At 35.3% G+C, this 23159-nt stretch carries 16 protein-coding genes; 10 read left to right on the top strand and 6 right to left on the bottom strand.

Annotated features, from left to right (window positions below; translation table 11 throughout):
• The first annotated feature begins 105 nt into the window (after positions 1-105).
• A complete protein-coding gene (locus tag ACFINI_RS02345) occupies positions 106-939 on the top strand; it encodes a peptidoglycan-binding domain-containing protein (RefSeq protein WP_375620667.1) in 834 nt (277 codons plus the stop codon).
• A gap of 1749 nt (positions 940-2688) precedes the next feature.
• Here the strand turns inward: ACFINI_RS02345 and ppdK are convergent.
• From ppdK to ACFINI_RS02360, 3 genes are all read right to left on the bottom strand, one after another.
• Positions 2689-5355 carry a pyruvate, phosphate dikinase gene (gene ppdK / locus ACFINI_RS02350; RefSeq protein ID WP_375645523.1) on the bottom strand — a complete coding sequence of 889 codons (2667 nt, stop codon included), beginning with the start codon at positions 5353-5355 and terminating at the stop codon, positions 2689-2691.
• Positions 5356-5529: 174 nt separating this feature from the next.
• A complete protein-coding gene (locus ACFINI_RS02355) occupies positions 5530-6186 on the bottom strand; it encodes a DsbA family protein (protein ID WP_375611143.1) in 657 nt (218 codons plus the stop codon).
• 82 nt (positions 6187-6268) lie between these two features.
• Complete coding sequence (locus tag ACFINI_RS02360; RefSeq protein ID WP_375645524.1) at positions 6269-6769, bottom strand: DUF721 domain-containing protein; 501 nt, start codon at positions 6767-6769, stop codon at positions 6269-6271.
• A gap of 203 nt (positions 6770-6972) precedes the next feature.
• Between ACFINI_RS02360 and mutY the strand changes: the two genes are divergently transcribed.
• Positions 6973-8031, top strand: a complete 1059-nt coding sequence (gene mutY / locus ACFINI_RS02365; RefSeq protein ID WP_375620664.1) for an A/G-specific adenine glycosylase — start codon at positions 6973-6975, stop codon at positions 8029-8031.
• A 755-nt stretch (positions 8032-8786) separates the two neighbouring features.
• Here the strand turns inward: mutY and ACFINI_RS02370 are convergent.
• Positions 8787-9875, bottom strand: coding sequence for a site-specific DNA-methyltransferase (locus tag ACFINI_RS02370; protein WP_375645543.1), 1089 nt, complete (start codon positions 9873-9875; stop codon positions 8787-8789).
• A gap of 370 nt (positions 9876-10245) precedes the next feature.
• Between ACFINI_RS02370 and ACFINI_RS02375 the strand changes: the two genes are divergently transcribed.
• The 7 genes from ACFINI_RS02375 (at position 10246) to ACFINI_RS02405 (ending at position 21083) form a co-directional block, all read left to right on the top strand.
• The gene (locus ACFINI_RS02375; RefSeq protein WP_375620663.1) at positions 10246-10941 is read left to right on the top strand and encodes an HAD family hydrolase; all 696 of its coding nucleotides are present in this window, start codon (positions 10246-10248) and stop codon (positions 10939-10941) included.
• A gap of 1983 nt (positions 10942-12924) precedes the next feature.
• Positions 12925-13281, top strand: a complete 357-nt coding sequence (locus ACFINI_RS02380; protein WP_375611139.1) for a hypothetical protein — start codon at positions 12925-12927, stop codon at positions 13279-13281.
• Positions 13282-13469: 188 nt separating this feature from the next.
• Positions 13470-13835 carry a hypothetical protein gene (locus ACFINI_RS02385; protein WP_375611138.1) on the top strand — a complete coding sequence of 122 codons (366 nt, stop codon included), beginning with the start codon at positions 13470-13472 and terminating at the stop codon, positions 13833-13835.
• Positions 13836-14044: 209 nt separating this feature from the next.
• Positions 14045-14407 (top strand): hypothetical protein, encoded by a 363-nt coding sequence (locus ACFINI_RS02390; RefSeq protein WP_375611137.1) that lies wholly within the window; start codon positions 14045-14047, stop codon positions 14405-14407.
• A 637-nt stretch (positions 14408-15044) separates the two neighbouring features.
• The gene (gene thrC, locus ACFINI_RS02395; RefSeq protein WP_375611136.1) at positions 15045-16442 is read left to right on the top strand and encodes a threonine synthase; all 1398 of its coding nucleotides are present in this window, start codon (positions 15045-15047) and stop codon (positions 16440-16442) included.
• 83 nt (positions 16443-16525) lie between these two features.
• Positions 16526-17800, top strand: a complete 1275-nt coding sequence (locus ACFINI_RS02400) for a M16 family metallopeptidase (RefSeq protein ID WP_375611135.1) — start codon at positions 16526-16528, stop codon at positions 17798-17800.
• A gap of 397 nt (positions 17801-18197) precedes the next feature.
• Entirely contained in the window at positions 18198-21083 is a 2886-nt protein-coding gene (locus tag ACFINI_RS02405) for an EAL domain-containing protein (protein WP_375620659.1), read from the top strand.
• Between the two features lie 42 nt (positions 21084-21125).
• On the opposite strand, the gene ACFINI_RS02410 is transcribed toward ACFINI_RS02405, so the two are convergent.
• Positions 21126-21710 (bottom strand): YqgE/AlgH family protein, encoded by a 585-nt coding sequence (locus ACFINI_RS02410; RefSeq protein ID WP_375620658.1) that lies wholly within the window; start codon positions 21708-21710, stop codon positions 21126-21128.
• A 71-nt stretch (positions 21711-21781) separates the two neighbouring features.
• On the opposite strand from ACFINI_RS02410, the gene ACFINI_RS02415 reads away from it, so the two are divergent.
• The gene (locus tag ACFINI_RS02415) at positions 21782-22660 is read left to right on the top strand and encodes a protein-disulfide reductase DsbD domain-containing protein (RefSeq protein WP_375645525.1); all 879 of its coding nucleotides are present in this window, start codon (positions 21782-21784) and stop codon (positions 22658-22660) included.
• Positions 22661-22686: 26 nt separating this feature from the next.
• Here the strand turns inward: ACFINI_RS02415 and rnhA are convergent, their stop codons facing one another.
• On the bottom strand, positions 22687-23154 hold the full coding sequence (gene rnhA, locus ACFINI_RS02420; RefSeq protein ID WP_375613021.1) for a ribonuclease HI: 468 nt from the start codon (positions 23152-23154) through the stop codon (positions 22687-22689).
• Positions 23155-23159: the final 5 nt, after the last annotated feature.

Below are 23159 nucleotides of genomic sequence, written 5' to 3' on the forward strand. Positions count from 1 at the left end.
TGTCAATGCACTTCTCTCTGGCTGGAAGTAAAAACTGATTCATATTCGTTTCCTAATTTATATTTGTTTCTTTGTAAAAAATAAACGCAACTGAAAATAAAAGTAATGGCAACAAAACGAAAGACCTACCGAAAAAAAACTGTAAAACACCGTAAATACTATAGTAGTATTGTTATAACACTTCTTCTTATAATTTTTCATTTTATTTTTTGGAGTGCAAAAACTATTTATTTCTATACACGAAAAAATACTTTATTTTTTGTTGGATCTTTTCTTTTTAGCATTAGTTTTTTATTTATTTCATTTAATGCTTTATTTTCGCAAATGACAACGCATCAAAATATTTTAACTCAAATGAAATTTTCCTCTGTTCAAAGTATAGGTAAGAGCTCTACTTTATCGGAAAAAGAAGAAAAATCACAAGAACTCTCCCGTGTAACTTCTGTACATTCTCAAAGTCATAAGTACACAAATTCATCTTTACCCTCTCAATCAGCAAGCATGCTGGAAAAGCAAAAAGAACTAGCAAAATTAGGACTTTATGATGGACCATTAGATGGACTGGAAGGACCTAAAACACGCCGAGCCATCACTTTGTGGAAACAGCAAACTGCTCAGAGAATGCAAAAGAATGTTCTATCTAATCCCGCAGCAGATGAAATCGCGATATTAATTAAGCAAAGCGAAATAGAAACAAACAATACAAAAAATATGACACACTTAAAAGAAGCTATTTTAGAGCCTTCTGTTGAAGATATTATACAAGTGCAAAAAGCTTTACATATTTTTGGGAATGAGGAGGTTATTGTCACAGGAATAGAAGATCAAAAGACGATAGAAGCCTTAAAACAGTTTCAAAAAATATTTGATCTTCCTGTAACAGGTAAAATTAATCACACAATTTTAATGAAAATGCGTGAAATTGGTTTATTAAATTGAAGCTAATCATAATAATCTCTTAATTTATAATGATAATTCATCTTTCGTTTGTTTAATGCTCCCCTCAAACATTCCTTCATCTCAAGCCCTCTTATTTTCAATCAATCAGAATGGTTTTCTTACACATTACATGTTGAGCCGTATAATTTGCTTCAAAAAAACCACAACCGATTGCAGAAAAAAGAATATTGCAAAATAGCAAACGCGCTTGTTCTAGCACTTTTATTGCCTCTGATGATAAAAGGACACGAAATTTTTGTAGTATCACGTAAACCTTTCATATTATCGAACCACGAATTGTCCATATATTATCGTCAATTTGATCTTTATAAATATGATGCAAAGAATTTGTGCAAACACCTGTAAGGATAAGTAGACGTAAAGCTAATTGTGTTATGGTTGTTGTTTTGCAAAGTGTCTGATAAAAAACCGGCCTTCTCTCTAATCTATTGCTGGAAAGTTATGTGTTTTATGACATTGTCTTCTTAAGAGAGCGTGTGCGTTTAGTATTGTCTATAAATCAACATCCAAACTTACCGCAGCAGTATGTTTGAAAAAAATGTTAAGACAGTTTAGTACTTCTCTCAGCTGTTATAGCTTTTATATGCCAAATGGAGGCAAGAATATTGCGCATCTCTGTTTGTATAATCTCTTAAAACAGGAAAACAGCCTAATTTGGGAAGAATATGAAATTTTAAGGTAAACACCATTTTTCATCTTTGCCATTTCCTTTTAATTCAGCTTTACGCCTTTCAAAGACATCTAAAGCAATATCTTTAAAATAACGGAAATTACCTATTGCCTCATGCTCTTACTTTATCACATGTCTTTTTGGTCTCACTCCCCCTCACCTAAAACAAAATGTCCCAAACGGAATATACTTGGATTGCCATTCACGGGCTTTCTTAAAAAACATCTCTAAAGCACCCAAAACCATTTCGCAACAACACCCGTGAATAATAATAGCAGGCCCCCCCCACAACAACTGCGCGACAGCGCACATCATCTTTACGCTTGTGAAGAAGCAAGCCGGCACCATTACACACTGTACCTACCTTCAATTTGTGATAGCTCTCACTTGAGACGTTTCATAAGAGGCATATCCTTGCTTTATTTTTTTACCTACAGACGCTCATCCCGCCTGTAACATACAAAAAACATGGTTTTGATTGATTCATTATAAAAGAAGTCGAAATAAGAAGATCTTATGATATTTACAGCTTTCATTCAATATGAGAAATAAAAAATTATCTTTATAAATCAATAGATTGTGTAACTTTGATATTCCTTTATAAATGTAAAGATGGGAGTGCATAATGGAGTTTATAAATTTTGGGAAGATTTTTATAAACTTACGGGGAGTTTTACATAATCCCCATTCCACGAATATCAATGTGAAATGGGGCATCACTGAGAAATGTCTATCTCAAACAGCATGATGCGCAAAAAAATGCATTTGTTTGCAGCATTCTACTTTGCGTGAGGAGCTCATTCCCCTATAAAAAAGCAAACGCGTAAATTGACTGCACAATAACACGTTTCTCTCTATCAAGAGGTTCGCTAATAAAAAGTGCATTAATAATACATCTTTGTCTATCCTGTGCTTTATATTTTCTCTCATAAACCTCTAACGCGTAACACAACTTATCGTGCATTTTAGAAGCATTTTTATTCCCTTTATTAAAGAAAATAAAAGAATATATAAAAATTTATTTCAGTAATAACGATACAACAAAAAATATTAACCCATTACATCCTTTTTGCTATTGCGGCCTGAGCTGCTGCTAAACGAGCAATTGGCACTCGAAAAGGAGAACACGAAACATAATCTAGGTTATTTTCTTCGCATAAAGCAATAGAGGCAGGATCGCCTCCATGTTCACCGCAAATTCCCAATTTTATTTTTGCACGCTTTGAGCGTCCACGCTGTGCAGCAATGGTAATAAGTTCCCCTACTCCATCACGGTCAATAGACACAAAAGGATCTTGCTCTAAAAGACCTTTTTGAAAATAGGTTGCCAAAAAAGGAGCTGCATCATCACGGGAAATCCCAAAAGTAGTTTGTGTCAAATCGTTTGTTCCAAATGAAAAAAATTCAGCAGTTTCAGCAATTTCATCTGCTCGAAGCGCCGCTCTTGGAAGTTCAATCATCGTCCCAACCATATATTGAATAGTGCTTCCCTTTTCTTTCATCACTTCCTCAGCAACCTGATCAATACGCGCTTTCACAAAATCGAGTTCAGATTTAAGCGCAACCAGTGGCACCATAATTTCAAGCATAACAGGAGATCCAGATTTTTGGGCAGCTTCTGCTGCTGCTTCAAAAATCGCCCGCGCTTGCATTTCTGCAATTTCAGGATAAGTAATAGCTAAACGGCATCCTCGTAATCCAAGCATAGGATTAAATTCGTGCAACTGCTGAGTGCGTTCAGCAAGCACTTCAGCAGCAACACCCATAGCTGTTGCAACATCAAGAATTTCTGCTTTCGTTTTAGGCAAAAATTCATGTAATGGTGGATCTAGCAAGCGGATAGTAACAGGTAAACCACACATAATTTCAAATAATTCACTAAAATCTGAACGCTGCATTGGCAAAAGCTTATCTAGTGCTTTACGACGACCACTTTCATCATGACTTAAAATCATTTCACGCATGGCAACGATACGTTCATCAGAAAAAAACATATGCTCCGTACGGCAAAGACCTATACCTTCAGCCCCAAAAGAGCGCCCCATACGGGCATCAGATGGTGTATCAGCATTAGCGCGAACTCTTATACGTCGCATCCCATCAGCCCATTCCATTAATTTTGCAAAGTCTCCGCAAAGCTGAGGCTGCAACATTGCAACTTTCCCTTTGAAAATTTCTCCACTTCCACCATCAATTGTGATAACATCACCTTTTTTTAAGCTTTCTCCTGAGGCAAACAACGTATTTGTGTTATAATCAATCCGCACACTGCCAGCACCAGAAATACATGGTTTTCCCATCCCCCGCGCAACAACAGCAGCGTGACTTGTCATACCGCCACGCGTTGTTAAAATTCCTTCTGCAGCATGCATACCATGAATATCTTCTGGGCTTGTTTCTACACGGACCAAAATAACTTTGCGACCTTCCGCCGACACAGTTTCTGCCTCTTCTGAAGTAAAAACAATTTCACCAGTTGCGGCTCCAGGAGAAGCAGGTAAACCACGTCCTATAACAAAACGTTCTGCTTTAGGATCAAGTGTTGGATGCAAAAGTTGGTCCAGCGACTTTGCATCAATACGCATCACAGCCTCTTCACGGTTTATTAACCCCTCCTCAACCATTTCAATTGCCGTCTTGAGAGCCGCACGAGCCGTGCGTTTTCCTGAACGAGTCTGAAGCATCCATAATTTACCTTTTTCAATGGTAAATTCGAGATCTTGCATATCCCGATAATGCTGCTCAAGCTTCTGCGCAATCTGACATAATTTCAAAAAAGCCTCAGGCATAATTTTTTCTAACGACGGTCTATTTGAACCAGCAACAATACGCGCACTTTCTGTAATATTTTGAGGCGTTCGAATGCCCGCCACAACATCTTCCCCTTGCGCATTAACTAAAAATTCACCATAAAGTTCTTTTTTCCCTGTCGATGGATTGCGTGTAAAAGCAACACCTGTTGCCGAATCTTCTCCCATGTTACCAAAAACCATAGCTTGCACATTAACTGCCGTTCCCCAACTTTCAGGAATGCTATGTAAACGGCGATAAGTAACTGCACGTGCTGTCATCCAACTTGAAAAAACGGCTCCAATTGCCCCCCATAACTGTTGTTCAGGATCTTGTGGAAAAGGGGTTCCTAATTTTTCTTCAACATAGGCTTTATAAGAAATAATAACATTCTTCCAATCATCTGCTGTCATTTCTGTATCAATAGTGTAACCATTGCATGCTTTTACTTCATCAAGAATCTCTTCAAAATACGAATGGTCTAGCCCCAAAACAACGTTAGAATACATTTGGATAAAACGCCGATAACTATCATAAGCAAAACGTTCATTATTGGCTTGTAAAGCAATTGCTTTTACAGTTTTATCATTCATGCCAAGGTTCAGCACTGTATCCATCATCCCTGGCATAGAAGCCCTAGCCCCTGAACGAACAGACAGCAAAAGTGGTCTTTGTTCATTCCCAAATTCACGTCCTGTTTGTTCAGCAACGTATCTTAGTGCTTGCTTAACAGATTCCTGTAGCTCTTCTGGATATGATTTGTCATGGGCATAATAAAAATTACAAACTTCTGTTGTCAGCGTAAATCCGGGTGGTACGGGCAAACCAAGATTACTCATTTCTGCCAAATTAGCCCCTTTACCTCCGAGAAGGTTACGCTCACTTGCACTTCCTTCTGCCTTTCCATCTCCAAAACTATAAACCCATTTTTTCACTGTACAAATCCTCCCATATCAGCTTCAAAACATCATTCAACCCAGGCTCACTTAAAAGCAATGATTTGATTCAAAATTGGCTCAACGATATCGCTTCATAAATGCATAATATTAATCCTTACAAAAGAGATAATGACCAAAAGTATCACTATCCATCTTCTGGAAGATTAAGATTCAGTTTTTTAGAAAACTATCAATCACCGAAAAAAATTCTTCTACTTTCATGGCACCTTCATATTTACTACCATTAATAAAGAAAGTAGGTGTTGCTGTGACACCAAGCTCTTTACCGCGTTCAAAAGATGCATTTACTTCATCTAAAATGGACTGATTTTTCAAACACGCAGTAAAACTTTCATCTGTAAAACCAGCCATTAAGCCAATTTTCTTCAATGGTGTTAGAGCATTTTTTCCGAAAGCCCATTCATTTTGTTTTTGAAATAAAACTTCTATCAAAGGAAAATAGCGATCTTCCGGTGCACACCGTGCCAACATAAAACCTGCTGTTGCCCGAGGATCAAAAGCATATTCTCGGAAAATAAGTTTTACTTTTCCTGTTTTGATATATTTTTTACGAATTTGGGGAAGTATATCATTATAAAAATGCGCACAATGGGTACATGTCAACGAAGCATACTCAACAATGACGACTGGTGCATCCGCCTCTCCCTCAAAGCGATCCTTTACTTTACCCGATTGGAGAAGCTCTGCCATATCAACAGTTGCCACTGATTTGGGATCACGCGCTAAAGCAACTGTTACACTGTTTTGTACAATCGTTATGAAGAGAAAAATTATCCCGAAAGATAAAAAAGAACGATATTTTACCATAAATAATACTTTTCTGTTGTTATTAACGAATAGGAATCCAATGCTTTCTCATATATTAAAGAAAAATATATAAAATATCTTTCTATTTATTATTTTTTTCCCAAAAAATGCAACAGCCAAGTTGATAAAGTGCTTGGTGCAAACTTTTATCTTCAATTCCTTCAAGCATTTTTTCCACGCATTTTTTGTCTTGTTCACTCAAAGGCGGTTTTAGAGGCAAGTGATTCATAAAAACCGACATACTCCTTTGCTCAATCTTGATGCGATCAATAGCAATATAGCCAAAAAATCCGTTAATTCTATGAAGTAATTCCTCTGTTTCATGCATCAATTTTAACGCAGCAAATCCTTCACATGCGACAACAAGTGTTGCTGGCTGAAAAACTTCATCTTGATCTGCACGACGTTTCCAAATAATTTTAAGCGGCATTGTATGTTCACTGATATCATAGCCCGCAATCTGTGGCCAATGTTCTATAAGCGCTACATTAAGCCCTGTCCGTTTGCGTAAAACTGGATCAAGTATTTTGTATACCGCCTCAGAAAGAGAATAAAAGATACGTTTTTTAAGTTGTTTTCTCATTTTTAGATCATTGTTCAACCGCTTACTAAATTAAAATCATTTGTTTCATCTAAAAATTGTTGCCTCCTCAATTTATGAAATATCAACAAAATAAAAAGCCTTTTCTCACCAGAGCCTTGACAATAAAAGAGCAAAAAACATGAATTACAAAATAAATAATTTTTTCTTTTGCATTTTATATCTCCCTATGCTTGAAAGCAATCATGTATGAAATTTCTTCGCACCTCCTTGCTTGGTACGATCAAAATCACAGACATCTTCCATGGCGGATTACCCCCGAAAAGCAAAAACAAGGTATCCGTCCTGATCCTTATCAAGTTTGGCTTTCTGAAATCATGCTTCAACAAACAACCGTTGAAACAGTTAAGCCTTATTTTAAAAAGTTTCTAAAACTATGGCCTGATCTTTCCTCTTTAGCAAAAGCCTCCCAAGATGATATCATGAAAGCATGGGCTGGACTTGGTTATTATTCACGCGCACGTAATCTTAAAAAATGTGCGCGACAGCTTGTTGAAAACTACGCGGGACAATTTCCACAATCTGTAAAAGAATTGCGAACTCTAGCCGGTATTGGAGATTATACTGCCGCAGCCATTGCTGCGATTGCTTTTAACCACCCTGTAGCAGTGGTTGATGGTAATGTCGAACGTGTGGTAGCGCGACTTTTTGCTATCACTTCAATATTGCAAAAAGCAAAAGTTGAAATTAAAGAAAAAACACAAAAAATTACTGCTTTAAATCGTCCTGGTGACTTTGCTCAAGCAATGATGGATTTGGGAGCAACAATTTGTACTCCACGCAAACCATCTTGTTATACCTGCCCTCTTCAATGTTTATGCAAAGCAGAAAAGATGCAACAACCGGAGTCTTTTCCAGTTAAAGCCCCTAAAAAAGAACGCCCTTCAAAAACAGGTATTGCTTTTGTGGTCCTTAATAAAAAGAAACAAATTTATTTGGAAAAACGACAGACGCAAAAGCTCCTTGGTGGAATGACCCAAATTCCTAACAATATTGGCATAAACAACGAAAATGGGCTACAAAACGCACCCTTTACTGCCAATTGGCAATTCAAAGGACAAATTACGCATGTTTTTACTCACTTTTCTCTAAAACTTGATGTTTACTATACCGAAGATGTTCATGAAATGAATTGTGAAAATGGTTGGTGGTGTAACATTCAACATCTTGCCGAAGAAGCATTACCTACTGTTATGAAAAAAGCCATTTCCGTAGCACTTCCCAATTCTTTTAGATTTAAATAACCTTCCCTATTCATAAAAATGTTTTCTAATGGAGACTTTTGTATCTCTAGCGATCATTTATTAATCTGTAAAAGAAAAATTTTAAAAAATGAAATAACCAATTTTTTCTACAGACAAAAATTAAGGAGCGATAGAAACGCTTAGAAGCTTTAGATTTAAATTTCAGGATCTATCCTTTTTTCGCTTATGACGGAGCAAGTTAGCACCATCGTTATATTTACCAGCCCCCTCAACATCCCTTGGTACGTGAAACGGATTATAAGAGGTACTTTTAGTTCTTTCGTTAACAATTTTTATTCACACGCCAACCCCGTTTATGACATGCAAGAAAGTAATTTTCATCGATTCAATATGGAACAAATTTGAAATAAGAAAACTTGACGATATTCCGAGGGCAATTCGATATGAGTTGCGCTAAATTATCTTTATAATCAATATATTATATGCACTTTACAGATGTACGTATTCAAAAAAGCACTTAATTTTGAACTTCTGAATGAACCTTTTAATTCTGATATTTCATTTTTATAAGCTTATATTGAAATTTTACTGTTTTGGAACTAAAATGAGAACATAGATTGAAAATTTCTCATTTTAATTTCTTCTAAAAGAAGCATAAAATACTCGCTTGTCGCTTACAAGCGAGATTTAGTGTGTCAATAAAAAACATCTAAGAAAGGCTAAAACACCCTCACGTCCATCTCAATCAAGATCAGGTATATTGGTGGTCAATAGAATGAAGCGATCAGCTTAGTTCATAAAACACCCGTTTTTAACATTTGTGAACGTATGATCATTCTTAAATGATCTATGGACTTCAACCGTCCATTTTCCTCATAATACCAAAAGGTCCAACCATTACAACTCTGCGAATCTTGAGCCTTTCTTCCCATTGCGTGAATTGAGCCCGCTTCACCACCATGCATAATCGTACCATCAGCTCTTACAATAGCAGATACTTGCTTCTTACGATCATACAGAACTTCTCCAGGATAGAGTAAACCTGCTTCAAGCAAACTGTTGAATGCTACGCGCGGTTCTGCTTTTTTTCTATCCAAAATCGCTAGTTCTGGTTGCGCTAAAGGTTGAACCGACGCAATTCTCTCACATGCTGCATCGATGTAATCTTGCTCGCGTTCAATCCCAACAAAATCACGCCCTAAAAGCTTGGCAACAGCACCTGTTGTTCCCGAACCAAAAAACGGATCGAGAATAACATCACCAGGTTTACTAGAAGCCATAATAATACGCGCTAATAACGCTTGCGGTTTTTGTGTTGGATGTAATTTACGCCCCGAATCATCCTTTAAACGTTCAGCTCCAGTGCAGAGAGGGAAAAGCCAATCTGAACGCATTTGTAGATCTTCATTTGCCGCTTTTAAGGCATCATAATTAAATGTGTACTTTTTATCTTTTTGATCTCGCACGGCCCAAATAAGCGTCTCATGAGCATTTTGAAAACGGCGCCCTCGAAAATTAGGCATCGGATTATTCTTGCGCCAAATAATATCATTAAGCATCCAAAAACCTAAATCTTGTAATGCCGTCCCAACCCGAAAAATATTATGGTAAGATCCGATAACCCAAAGTGTTCCGTTGGGTTTTAATACACGACGACAAGCAAGCAACCATGCACGAGTAAAAGCATCATAAGCAGCAAAACTCTCAAACTGATCCCATGCATCATCAACCGCATCAACAAGCGAATGATCTGGACGGTATAAAGCTCCATCCAATTGCAAATTATAGGGTGGATCCGCAAAAATCATATCAACAGAATGTTTTGGAAGTTTTTCTAAAACGGAAACACAATCTCCTTTAAAAATTTTATTGCGCCATGGCATTTGTGAGGGAGTACGAAGGAAATCTTTTTGAAGCTGAATAACTGTCATGAAAAACCCAACAAAATTAACTGAATTTGCCCTATAATCAACCAAAATAGTTTATAGGCCCGCATTACCCATCTATATTTACAAAATAGCGTAAACGTATCGTTAAAGTTCTACAAAATTGATAATTGTTTTTGTTTTTTTAGTAAAAAAACTTTCATATGAATGAAACCTTAATTTTCTTTTTTTCAATGTACTGTTCCCATATCTTTTATTTCGTAAAAGAATTAAGAATCATTTTCAAAGCGTATTTTTATGAAATAAGATCTTCTCAATATCGTTTTCATGAAAGTTGTCCATCTCGTAACATGTAAAGGAGTATCTTATGCCTCAGATAGATCTTATTATTTTTGATTGTGACGGAGTTCTCGTCGACTCTGAATATCTTGCAGCAAAAATTGGATCTCAATTGCTCAAACAAACAGGATATGAAATATCACCCGAAGAATTGAGTGAGCGTTTTGCAGGGCTTATCTTTCGCGATATTCTTAAACACGTTGAACAGGAAACAGAAAAACCTATTTCTGCTCATCTCATAGATCAAATGACTAATATTTTTCGTACACAAATAAAAACTAAATTACGGGCGATTGATGATGTAAGAGAAGCTGTAGAAATTATCCAAACACGCTATCCCTACTGTATCTGCTCTAATGCAAAAAGCGTAGATATAAAAGAGATGCTCACCACGGTTGATCTCTATGACCTTTTTGAAGGTAAAATATTTTCAGCACCTGAAGTTGGAACAAAAAGAACGAAACCGGCCCCTGATGTTTTCCTTTTTGCCGCACAACAATTACAGGCAGAGCCCCAAAACACTATCGTTATAGAAGATTCACTTCATGGTGTACACGCAGCCATAGCAGCAGGTATGCGTGTCATCGGCTTTACGGGAGGATCACATAGCTATCTTGGCCACTCTAATGCACTTGCAGAAGCTGGTGCAGAAACAGTTATTGCAAAACATGCTCATTTAGGAGAAGTCTTAGAAGCAATGGCAGTATGGCGAGATCTATTATAAAAAATCTCTTGAATATATCAATTTGTAAACTCTTGTAAGAAGCATTTTTATTCAAATGTCCTGCTCTTCTCGCTGCTCCTTTTATAATAACTTCAATAAATGCGCAATTCACGACACGGGTGAATTGCATCTCAATGTGAAGGAAAAATATAGCACCTCATTGAGATCATAAGTCTGTTAACCATTGCACGTACTTAAAAAAAAGCAAAAAACAGGGGTGCAAACTCATAAAAATTAAACCCTGCTTATCTATCTCAAATCCAATATCCCACTCCCAACCACAGCAGCCTATCCTGATAAATTATTATATTTGTCAAAAAAGAAATATTACGATGCCTTGCTCGATAAGATGTGAAAATTGCTAACCTCTTTCATCTGATCAAAAAAACACACACTATGGTAAAATTATAAAGGATGTGCATATTGATCATGGAAAAAATATTAAAATTCGCGGAATCTATGGAACACAAGACTTTATTGAAAATGACAAATGCGTCCTTGTTGAGTTACAAAGGCTTATATTTACTCAATCCAAATCTCATAAACTTGTTGAAGGCTTATTTACTTTGCTGCTTAAATAGTATTTTAACAGCATCAATTAGTACAACCTCCCTAAGATTACAAAAAACAAAAAGAATACACTCTTATGAAGATGTGCATTTTATAAAAAACATTTCATACCAAGTAATTTACAGACAATATATTGATTTATAATCATAATTTATCATTATTCAAATTAAGCAAAAAAACCGAATATTGTAAGATTCTCTCATTTCAAACCTAGATATGCTGAATTAAATAAATAAAGAAATAAAAATGCCTTTTAATGAATCATCTCAAAAGGCAAAAATTGTAGCAACATTAGGAGCGAGAAAAGTGTATGGCAATGCCATCTTTCTTCTTTATAAACGTCAAAAATTCTGATGCCCTAAGAATTTTATATTATGGGGGCTTTATCATCATATCTATCATTGCAAAATAGGCTTGAGTACCTTGAGAACGGTTTCTTTAAAAAAGCACATAAATATGAAACATATAATCATGTTAAACAAGCGACAGAGATACCAATAGTTGCTTAAAATTTTCCGAAAGCACTTAATAGACTTTTTAAATAAGCAATGAAATCAGATCTTTTCAAAAGTAATCCACTTTCTAAAAATAAAAGCGGCTTTTCAGTTTGGAAAGAAGAAAGTGTTGAAAATATTATCTAATGCTGATCTTTCGGCACTCATAAATATGTCTAAATTATATTCTTCTATACACTGCCTTGCATCATAGTAATATGCCGTTCACATTAGCGATAAAAAGATAATATCATTTATCTCTATCCAATTCGAGCTCTACTTTACACTATGAGAAAATTGTACATTTTTTAGTATCTATAACATATTATTATCTATAAGATAAATGTATATATTTAATAGTAAATTAAGAATTATTATTCTGCTATCACGATGCAATTAAATAACCATTGAATAATATCTATATAACACACATTATACAATAATGACTATCTATAATAAATACTATAAATAATAAAATTTTATCGTGTCCATTCATATTTTAATTGTTAATAATATTTTTATAACTACATCATAATTTTCATGTTTTCTATTATACTATCGATAATAAATAAATTTTTATATATTTAATAATTAAAAATTTTGATCAATTTTATTATCTATAAATGTATTTAAAAAATATATTAATATCGTTTTATAAAAATTATACGATAAACATATGTTGTTTTATATATAACACATAATAAAATATTGTATAAATTTTTTAAAAATATAATTTGTAATTATTACTGTTACTTTTTTACAATAATGTTTATAAAAAAATTATAGGTATATTTTTATATGTATTTTTATTATTGACTAAAAATACATATTGAACTATATGACTTGTATATAGTGTGAGATACATAAACATTATGTATATTTATTACATATATAAATTAAAAATATTTGAGGTAAAGTTATGGTAAAAATATTTAAAAATTATATTTTAAGCATTTTTATAGCGAGCACTTTTTTTATTTCACAAACTGTAAATGTTAATGCAAACTATTTGAAAAACGATACTCCAAAAGAGGAACTTTCTGTTTTCCCAATGGAACAAGTAAAATATGCGAAATCCGATGTAGTTTCTACGACTGCTTTCTATGCTCCGTCTGTAAATTATCAAACAGAACATAGAACAATAGGTGAAGGAAAATTAGAAAAGGTCTTTGAGCCTATGACTGTAAGAGGGGGACTATTGTACGCTGGATATGCAATAAGTTTTATAGGATCGATAATAAATTGGATAAATGACATAGTATTGATGTTCAAGTAATTCAATCTATTGTAGAAATATAGAATACATAGCTTCATTATGTTATTATTAATTATTATAAATTTATTAAATAATGAAGCTTCTATTACTATAATTATAAATTCTGTAAATTACATCCAAAAATCCAAAGTATAATTTATATACACACACATATATATATATTGAATACTATAAAGTATTTGAGGTAAATGATGATTAATTTTTTTAACAATAATATGTTAATTATTTCTATGATATCTGTTTTTTACATTTCACAGACTGTAAGTGTACATGCCAACTATTTGCAAAACAATATTCATCGTGAGAATATTTTTATTTCTGTAACAGAACAGAACAGAAAGGATGCAATCAGTACGATTGCTCTCTATACACAAAATCTAAATCGTTGTATGGAAAATGAAATTACCGTCGAAGGAAAATTTGAAAAGGTTGTTGAACCTCTTACACTCGGGGCTTTTGGTATGGGGATGGCACTTGGATATGCATCAAGTACGATAGGCATGTTTTTAGGATGGCTAATAAGTAAAATAATATTGTATTTTAAATCTCGTTAAAATTGAACTTTCATCAGAATAAGACCTTCTCATATGAAATATAAACTATGAACATATTCTGTGTTTATCCATTGTTGATGATAAAAACTAATGAATTATCACACTAAGAGTGAAAAAAGCTTTAAATGCTTCTGTTTCTCTCAATGTGCACTAATTCTGCCGATGCATCTATTCAATTCAGATTAAAATAAAAGTATTGGTGGTAAACTATGATTAAAGTATTGAAAACTTACATATTAAATATTTTTATAGCAGTTGCTTTTTTGCTTTCACAAGTTATAAATGTTCATGCCAATCATTTGAAAAATGATACTCAATGGGAAACTGTCTCTCTAATAGAACAAGGAAAGAAAAAAGCTATCGATATAGCTGCTCTTTATGTCCCAAGTTTCACTCATAGAGCAAAAAGTGAATCTGCTTTTGAAGGAAAATTTGAGAAAGTGTTTGAACCAATTACGCTAGGAGTTTTTTCTACAGTAGGAGCTTTGGGTTTTGGATTCTTGACTGGATCTGTTATGGCCATATTTAGTGGGATAATCGGATGGGCAATAGGAAAAATTAAAGGCAAATAATTCAAAGATACTTAGTTATTTTTTTCTATTTAAAATGAAAATACTTTACAGCCTGCTTCCCATCATTTAGCAGGCTGTTGTATGTTTTCTATGGATAACCTTTAGGTTACCATACTGTATAGCACAAATATAATATCTATTATTATACAAAGTAATAAATTAAGCTAAAAAAGATTATTCAAAGTATAGATTTGCGCACGAAATGCCATAAAATTACCTTATAAATCTTCCAATGTGAGTCTTGGGATGTATCATTTTAACATTTCGTTTAGCAGATTTAATTGTTACAGAGTATTAAGAGTATAAAATAACTATGAATGATTGATTTTTATACAAAAGTTCTTCAGTAAATACTATTCTATCTATTTAATTTTATTATTTAAGAAGGTGTACAAGTGAAGATACGTTTTAAAATCTAAGTGAATGAATAATAGAGAGAAATTTTTGACTGTAACAGATTTTCTGTGAACATTTGGCGTTTATATCTCAAAAATAAAAATGCTTAAGGCTATTTCCTTTCATTATTGAGTTAAAAAGAAGAAAAGAAGCTCTATCCATTTAATAATTTAAATATTATGAAAAACGTGAAATAAATAACTTCACCAATTTGCCAGAAATAAAAAAAAGGATAAGACTTATGGAATATATCAGCACGAGAGGTGAAGCTCCTGCTTTAAGCTTTACGGAAACAATCATGACAGGGTTGGCAAGTGATGGGGGACTTTATTTGCCAGATAAATTTCCTCAGCTATCATTTGATGCGTTACGAGCACTTCGTGGTCAGTCCTATACAACAATTGCTAAAACTATTCTGTGGCCCTTTGTGAATAACGAAATCGAATATACAGCTTTTGAAAATATGATCGCTGAATCTTATGCAACCTTTCACCATCCAGCAATCTGTCCGTTACGACAAACTGGAGCAGATGAATTTATCCTTGAACTCTTTCATGGTCCTACTTTAGCTTTTAAAGATGTAGCAATGCAGTTTCTTTCTCGACTGATGGATTATGTTTTGACTGAAAAAAATAGATGTGCAACGATTATTGCTGCAACATCAGGTGATACAGGAGGAGCTGCGATACAAGCTTTTGCTGGAAAAGAACACTCAGATATTTTTATTTTATTTCCTAAAGGACGTGTATCGCCTGTTCAACAACGGCAAATGACAACCAATCATTGTTCCAATGTTCATGCCATTGCCATTGAAGGAAATTTTGATGATTGCCAAGCTCTTGTCAAAGCAATGTTTAATGACCACAATTTTCGTAAAAAAAGAGCACTTTCAGGTGTTAATTCTATAAATTGGGCGCGTATCATGGCGCAAATTGTTTACTATTTTTCATCTGCACTTTCTTTAGGAGCACCTGATAGAGCTGTTTCATTTACTGTTCCTACTGGAAATTTTGGTGATATTTTTGCAGGTTATGTCGCAGCCCGTATGGGATTACCCATTGCTCAACTGGTCATCGCAACGAATGATAACGACATCCTTGTACGTACATTGACCAGTGGTACTTACGAAACACAACCAATAGTCCATACAACATCACCTTCTATGGATATTCAGGTCTCTTCTAATTTTGAACGTTTGCTCTTTGAAAGTGGCAATCGTGATCCAATGTGGATTCGCAATGCAATGGAAAACTTGAAAAAAACGGGGCTCTTTACTCTTGATGAAAAGCAACTCAAAAATATTCGTTCCCTATTTTCCGCTGGAAAAAGCAACATGGCTGCAACAGCTCAAACAATTGATAGTGTCTATAAGGAAAGTGGCTATCTTGTTGATCCACATACAGCGGTCGCTCTTCAAGTAGCGCGTGAAAACAAAAAACCGCATATTCCAATGATCGTTCTTGCCACGGCTCATCCAGCTAAATTTCCTGATACTATTAAAAGCGCTTGTGGCCTTCATGCTCCATGGCCATCTCATCTCAATGATGTAATGAAACACGAAGAACATTTTATAAATCTTGCTAATGATGAAAAAATAGTAAAAGATTATATTTCTTTAAAATCGCGTGCATCTTATTAAAGTTAGCTGCATTAATTTAAATCAAGAATATTCTGATACCCTTACAATGAGGTGTTTAGCTTATTTAATGGAGTTGTAGATACATGGATGTAGATATATGTCGCCTTAGTAATGGTTTGACTATCGCCACACATACAATGCAACAAATTGATAGTGTTGCCCTCGGAATATGGGTTAAAGTGGGCTCACGCAATGAAACCTCCACACAGCATGGTATTGCTCATCTTCTTGAGCATATGGCTTTTAAAGGAACCGAAAACCGTACTGCTTTTCAAATTGCAACCGATATTGAAGATGTTGGCGGTGAAATCAATGCTACAACCAGTATTGAAACAACAGCTTACTTTGCACGTGTACTTAAAAGCGATATCCCACTTGCTATAGACATTTTAGCCGATATTTTAATGCATTCAAAATTTGACGACGATGAACTAGAACGAGAAAAACAAGTAATCTTTCAGGAAATTGGTGCTGCCCATGACACTCCTGATGATATTGTTTTTGATCACTTTACAGAAACAGCCTTTCGTCATCAATCCCTTGGACGCTCTATTTTAGGAACAGCTAAAACTATTCAATCATTTACATCTACTGATCTCCATGATTTCATCAATAAACAATATAGTGCAGATCGTATGATTGTCGTTGCTGCAGGAGCTGTAAAGCACGAAAGTTTCTTGCGAGAAGTTGAAAGTCGTCTTGGTACTTTTCGCTCCCATTCAACCGCACCTCTTACTAATCTTGCAAATTATGTCGGTGGCGACTTTCGTGAATATCGCGATTTAATGGATACACAAGTTGTTCTAGGGTTTGAAGGGCGTGCTTATCACGCGCGTGATTTTTATGCAGCCCAAATTCTTTCAATCATTCTTGGTGGTGGTATGTCTTCACGTCTTTTTCAAGAGGTAAGAGAGAAACGTGGATTATGCTATTCTATTTATGCTTTTCATTGGGGATTTTCAGATACTGGGCTTTTTGGTGTTCACGCAGCTACCGGACAAGAAGGGCTCAAAGAACTCATTCCTGTGATTCTTGATGAACTTTCCAAGGTCAGCAAAAATATTCACGCCAACGAACTGCAACGAGCACAAACGCAATATCGTGCAAATCTGACAATGTCACAGGAAAATCCCTCTAGTCAAGCACATCTCATTGCTCGCCAAATACTCCTTTATGGTCGACCAATTCCAATATCGGAAACAATTGAACGCCTCAATCTCATCACTCCTAAAAGATTAACTGATTTAGCACATCGTCTTTTTACAAACTCCACTCCAACACTAACTGCTGTCGGACCTGTAGGACCCCTTATAAATTTTGATGATTTAACGTCAACTCTTTCATACAAGCTAAAGTAAAAACTTCTTTTCAATGCAACATCACAATAACGTCACATATTTTATCATAAAATTTACCACAAAAGCTCTCCTCATTAAATAAGTTTTGGAAATATTGGGCAAATAGGCGTACAAAACTACCCAATTCATACTTCATGTGATAAAGATTCTAATAAGTGAAGGTATATCCGTGAAATCTGAAAATTCATGGTTTAACTTTGCACTTTTAAATATAAAACTTCATTCGCTTCAGGTTCCATTGAAGCAAATGGGTGTGTGGTCTATTTGTATATAAAATCACATAACTTAAGAAAAAGTGATAACAATTTATTATGTAAATAAATTATAAAAGGTGGACGTTTTTTCTCAAAAGTCGAAATGAAAATTAAACATCCTAAAATATTGAGAGTGGGACATTGTGAAGAGTTTGCGTAAAATAATTGACATCATTTTCATTGTAGTCGTTAGTTCTTTTGTCCATCTTACATCAGCACAAGCAATTGAACCAGTTAAAATTTCTTCTCAAGATGCTGCTCTTGATCTCTCAAAAGCAATTGAAATTCACCATACAAACAACTCTATTTTTCAAACAAGTACAGCACCAGGACCAGATGGTATTGTATGGCGTATTGAAGTGCAGGCAAAAAATGAAAAATTTTCCGGAAATTGGGCAGTTTTTTCTCTTGCAAATCCAACAGATGAACAAGTTGATCGTCTCATCGTTGCCCCCCATTACCGCATGGCACGTTCTGGATTTTTTTGGCCAGACCTTGGATCATCAAGGATTCAATCCATAACGCCAAGCGAAGGTTTTTCCCTCGATCGTCAACTTAGTGCAAACTCTGATATCTTTCGTATTACCCTTAACCCTGGTGCTGTTATTACATTTGTGGCCGAACTTAACTCTGCAAATCTACCGCAAATCTATTTATGGCAACCTGAAGCTTATAAAGATGCAATTAATTCTTATACGCTTTATCATGGTATTCTTCTTGGGATATCAGGTCTCTTAGCGCTTTTGTTAACTGTTCTCTTCGTCGTCCGTGGAACGGGGCTGTTTCCTGCAACAGCGGCAGTTGCTTGGGCAGTGCTTTTTTATATTGGTATTGACTTCAACTTTTTAAATAAATTCTTTGCAGTTACACTCACAACCCAACCAATCTGGCGTGCTGGTACAGAAGTAGCACTTACTGCTACACTCTTCATTTTTCTTTTTACCTATCTCAGCCTTAACCGCTGGCATTATCATTTTAGTTACGGTGCTATCGCTTGGACCATTGCGTTTTGCAGTCTAGGAGCCTTTGCTATTTACGATCCCATCAGAGCAGCTGGAATTGCGCGTTTGTCTTTTGGCCTTACCGCTGTGCTTGGTATAATATTAATCATCTATTTCTCAATCAGAAGCTATGACCGCGCCATTATGCTTATTCCAACATGGTTGCTCATTAGCTTTTGGTGTGTTGGAGCCTATACCTGCATAGCTGGACATTTAAACAATGATATTATCCAGCCAGCATTAGCAGGGGGATTAGTGCTCATTGTTCTTCTCATAAGCTTTACTGTCCTGCAACAAACTTTTTCTAATGACGCTTTCCATGAAGGAATATTTTCCGACCTTGAACAACAAGTACTCGCAGCAAAGGGAGCTGGAAATATTATTTGGGATTGGAATATTGAGCGTGATCGTATTGTTGTACATCCAAACATGGCAACCCTTTTTGGTACTGAAATTCATAACCTCAATGGACCTATGCGCAACTGGATTTCAGCCTTGCACCATGATGATCGTGAACGCTTTCAAGCCGTATTGGATATCATTCTTAAAAATAAAAAAGGGCGCATTGATCAAATTTTTCGGCTTTCTTCCGGTGGTGGTTATTATCATTGGTTTTCTCTTCGTGCACGTCCGGCTATGCAAAAAGATGGAAAAATCACACGTGTCATTGGAACCATTGTCAATATTACTAACCATAAAAAATCCGAAGAACGCTTATTGCATGATGCAATCCACGACAGCTTAACTGGACTTCCTAACCAACAAATTTTCTTTGATAGACTACAAAATTATACCTCTTTAGCGAAAGCAAATATCAAAATTAGACCGACTGTCTTTATGATTGATTTTGACAATTTTCGCCAAATTAATCGCAAATTAGGCATAGCAGTTGGGGATACTGTACTGCTTATAATCGCACGTCGTTTAAATCGTCTCATTAACTTTCAAGACACCTTATCGCGTCTTTCAGCAGACCGCTTTGCAATTATTTTACTCAGTGAAACCGAACCACAAAAAATTGCAGCATTTGCAGATCATTTGCACAAAACAATTTCAGCACCTATTTCACTTTCAGAAAATAAAATAATCCTTTCAACCTCTATCGGATTGGTTACATGGAGTGAAAGCCGATCGACGGCTAAAGATATTTTTAATGATAGTGAGTTAGCGATGATTCGCGCAAAACAAATGGGTGGGAACCATATTGAACCTTTTCGTCCTAATTTTCGCACTTTGGGTCTCGAACATAATACTCTGGAGAAAGATGTTCATTATGCCATAAAACGTAATGAGATGAAAATCCTCTACCATCCTATTCTTAATTTATCAGACGGACATATTATTGGTTTTGAAACAATTGTAGAATGGCATCATCCCACTTATGGAAATTTAAATGTCTCTGATTTCATAAAAATCGTAGAAAATGAACAAATTGTTATGGATTTGTCACAATTTATCATCGATAATGCCATTATTGATCTTATAAATGTACAAGAAAAGTTTTCCCAACAATCTTTCTTTATTTCAATTAATTTACCAAGCGCAGAAATGATTCATCCTCGTTTTATCAGTCAATTGCGTGCCGCTTTGCTTCGCCATCCGCTCCACAAAGGGCGTCTGATGATTGAAATATCTGAATTTGTCTTAAGAAATAATCCTGAACAATCAGCGCACTTTCTTGAACAAATTAAAACACTTGGAATGAATCTCGCACTCGATAATTTTGGAACAGGTTATTCGTCTCTGACCTATCTCGTACGTTATCCATTTGATATGGTTAAACTTGATCGTTCACTTATCTCAATCGACTCTCTTAAGAAGAAAATTGTTCTAAAGTCTATCATTAATATGGCAACAGATCTTAATTTGCAAATTATCGCAGAAGGTGTTGAAAATGAAAAAGAAGCAATCTTCCTCCGTCAAGAAGGCTGTAAATATGTTCAAAGTACACTTGTGACGAAACCGATTGCCATAGAAGAATTAATTACGCTCGTTCAGAGCCATTTCCCTTATAAAATAAAAACATAAGGGATAAAATAACGTGTAAAGTTAAAAAGCTTAGAAAAAACTCTACGCGTGTCCCATTTCAGAAGCAAGATAAGTTGGATCGATACCCATGCGTGTTAAACTTTTATCATACTTGCAGCTTAAATCGCTTTCAAAAAGAAAACTGGGTGATGTAGAACTGATTAGCCAACCATTTGTAGAAATTTCTGCCTCAAGTTGCCCCGCTTTCCATCCAGCATAGCCTAATGCGACCAGTGCATGTTGCGGACCTTGTTCGCAACTGATCGCTTTTAATATATCAATTGTCGCAGTAAAACAGATCTTATCTGCAATAAAAACAGTTTCTTCACAAGTATAATCATCTGAATGAAGGACAAAACCACGCGAAGGATCAACAGGACCACCATAGCGAACAGGAAACTGTTTTATTGGTTCAGAAAGACTTTTTTTTTGGCCACTGTCTATGACTCCCAAATGAAGCAAAAGTTCTGGAAAATCAATATGATGCAATTGATTAAGAATGATGCCCATCGCACCGGCATCAGAATGCGCACAAATATAAATAACAGAACGAATAAAGCGTTTGTCATTCATCCCAGGCATTGCTATGAGTAATTGTCCACCTAAAAAGCCATTACATCGCTTCATTAATCTGTTATTCTCCATAATTTACATGATAAAAGTTTGTTCATTTAGCACACTAGGAAAATAAAACTCCAATGAAAAAAAGTCGTATATTTACAAATTTACAAAATATCGCAACTTTCTTTTATAAAAAGCTTTTAGTTACTTTAAGCTTAACATTCATAGTTTTAGAATTACTTAACATTCCTGTAAATGCTCAAACAGAACAAAAACTCCAGCTTTTCGCAACATCTTGGTATGAATCAGATGGTGGTCGTATCCGATTAGCGATCACTGAACCTTCTCTTTCTGGAATAAGAGAAGGCATTATTGAAATTGAGCTTAAACCAGGATGGAAAACTTACTGGCGTAATCCAGGTAATTCTGGCATGGCACCATTTTTTAATTTCAACCAACAGATTTCTTATGAAATCTTTTATCCTACTCCACAGCTTTTTGAAACAGAAAATGATTGGTCATTAGGTTATAAAGATAAAGTAATATTGCCCTTCAATCTTTCTGGTTCAAGCAAAAATTTAAGTGGTGCTTTCACTCTTGGATTATGTAATAAAATTTGTCTTCCATTTACTGTTAACTTTGATTTTTCGCCATCTGCTCTTAAAAACAAACAGCTTCCTGCTTCCTTCTTAAAAAAGGCGCAAAATTCTTTGCCCCGCATGACGCAGAATGCACTAAAAATAAGTGCTGAAAAAAATAATAGTACCCTTCTTATAAAAATACAAAATAACAACAAAACTACTCCTTCCTCTCTCTTTTTAGATGGAGGAGAAATGCAAATTGGAGCAGCAAGAAAAGTCAGTGATAACGCAGAATATACACTCTTCAGTGCTCCACTCTATTTAACACCAGAAGAAATAAACCAAAAAATTTTTTATACAGTTGCTTTTAAAGATCACGCCTTAAGTGGAACATTCATATTCCATACGCAGCCAACCCCTCTTGCGTCTCCATGATAAAAGAAAAAGCTCTCAAAAAGCAATTATGCTGGAAAACGTCCATTTTCACGATATTGAGTAATTGCTTTGCGAGCAAGGGCATCTGCGCGTTCATTTTCTGGATGTCCCGCATGCCCTTTTACCCAGTGCCATCTAACTGTATGACAAGAACTAGCATCCTCAAGAGCTTGCCATAGCTCCATATTTTTAACAGGATTTTTTGATGCAGTGCGCCAATTATTCTTTTTCCAATCTTCAATCCACTTAGATATACCGTTACGTACATAAACTGAGTCTGTATAAAGATCGACCAAACAGGGCTCTTTAAGCGCCTTTAATGCACAAATTGCCGCCATGAGTTCCATTTGATTGTTTGTCGTATGGATCTTACCGCCATAAAGCTCCCGTTCATGACCATTCCAGCGTAAAATTGCTCCCCATCCTCCAACTCCAGGATTCCCTGAGCAAGCACCATCTGTATAAATTTCAACGACTTTTTGTTGAGTTGCCATAAAAT

This window comes from Bartonella sp. AA56HLJMS (assembly GCF_042197145.1).
In the GTDB taxonomy this organism is placed as follows: Bacteria; Pseudomonadota; Alphaproteobacteria; order Rhizobiales; family Rhizobiaceae; genus Bartonella.

Bases quoted from the DNA above. Each gene is read 5' to 3' on its own strand.
- ACFINI_RS02390 (WP_375611137.1), top strand. From the start codon at position 14,045: ATGATTAAAGTATTGAAAACTTACATATTAAATATTTTTATAGCAGTT.
- ACFINI_RS02375 (WP_375620663.1), top strand. From the start codon at position 10,246: ATGCCTCAGATAGATCTTATTATTTTTGATTGTGACGGAGTTCTCGTC.
- mutY (WP_375620664.1), top strand. From the start codon at position 6,973: ATGTATGAAATTTCTTCGCACCTCCTTGCTTGGTACGATCAAAATCAC.
- ACFINI_RS02400 (WP_375611135.1), top strand. From the start codon at position 16,526: ATGGATGTAGATATATGTCGCCTTAGTAATGGTTTGACTATCGCCACA.
- ACFINI_RS02345 (WP_375620667.1), top strand. From the start codon at position 106: ATGGCAACAAAACGAAAGACCTACCGAAAAAAAACTGTAAAACACCGT.
- ACFINI_RS02355 (WP_375611143.1), bottom strand. From the start codon at position 6,186: ATGGTAAAATATCGTTCTTTTTTATCTTTCGGGATAATTTTTCTCTTC.
- ACFINI_RS02410 (WP_375620658.1), bottom strand. From the start codon at position 21,710: ATGAAGCGATGTAATGGCTTTTTAGGTGGACAATTACTCATAGCAATG.
- rnhA (WP_375613021.1), bottom strand. From the start codon at position 23,154: ATGGCAACTCAACAAAAAGTCGTTGAAATTTATACAGATGGTGCTTGC.
- ACFINI_RS02370 (WP_375645543.1), bottom strand. From the start codon at position 9,875: ATGCCATGGCGCAATAAAATTTTTAAAGGAGATTGTGTTTCCGTTTTA.
- ACFINI_RS02380 (WP_375611139.1), top strand. From the start codon at position 12,925: ATGGTAAAAATATTTAAAAATTATATTTTAAGCATTTTTATAGCGAGC.
- thrC (WP_375611136.1), top strand. From the start codon at position 15,045: ATGGAATATATCAGCACGAGAGGTGAAGCTCCTGCTTTAAGCTTTACG.
- ACFINI_RS02360 (WP_375645524.1), bottom strand. From the start codon at position 6,769: ATGAGAAAACAACTTAAAAAACGTATCTTTTATTCTCTTTCTGAGGCG.
- ACFINI_RS02385 (WP_375611138.1), top strand. From the start codon at position 13,470: ATGATGATTAATTTTTTTAACAATAATATGTTAATTATTTCTATGATA.
- ACFINI_RS02415 (WP_375645525.1), top strand. From the start codon at position 21,782: ATGAAAAAAAGTCGTATATTTACAAATTTACAAAATATCGCAACTTTC.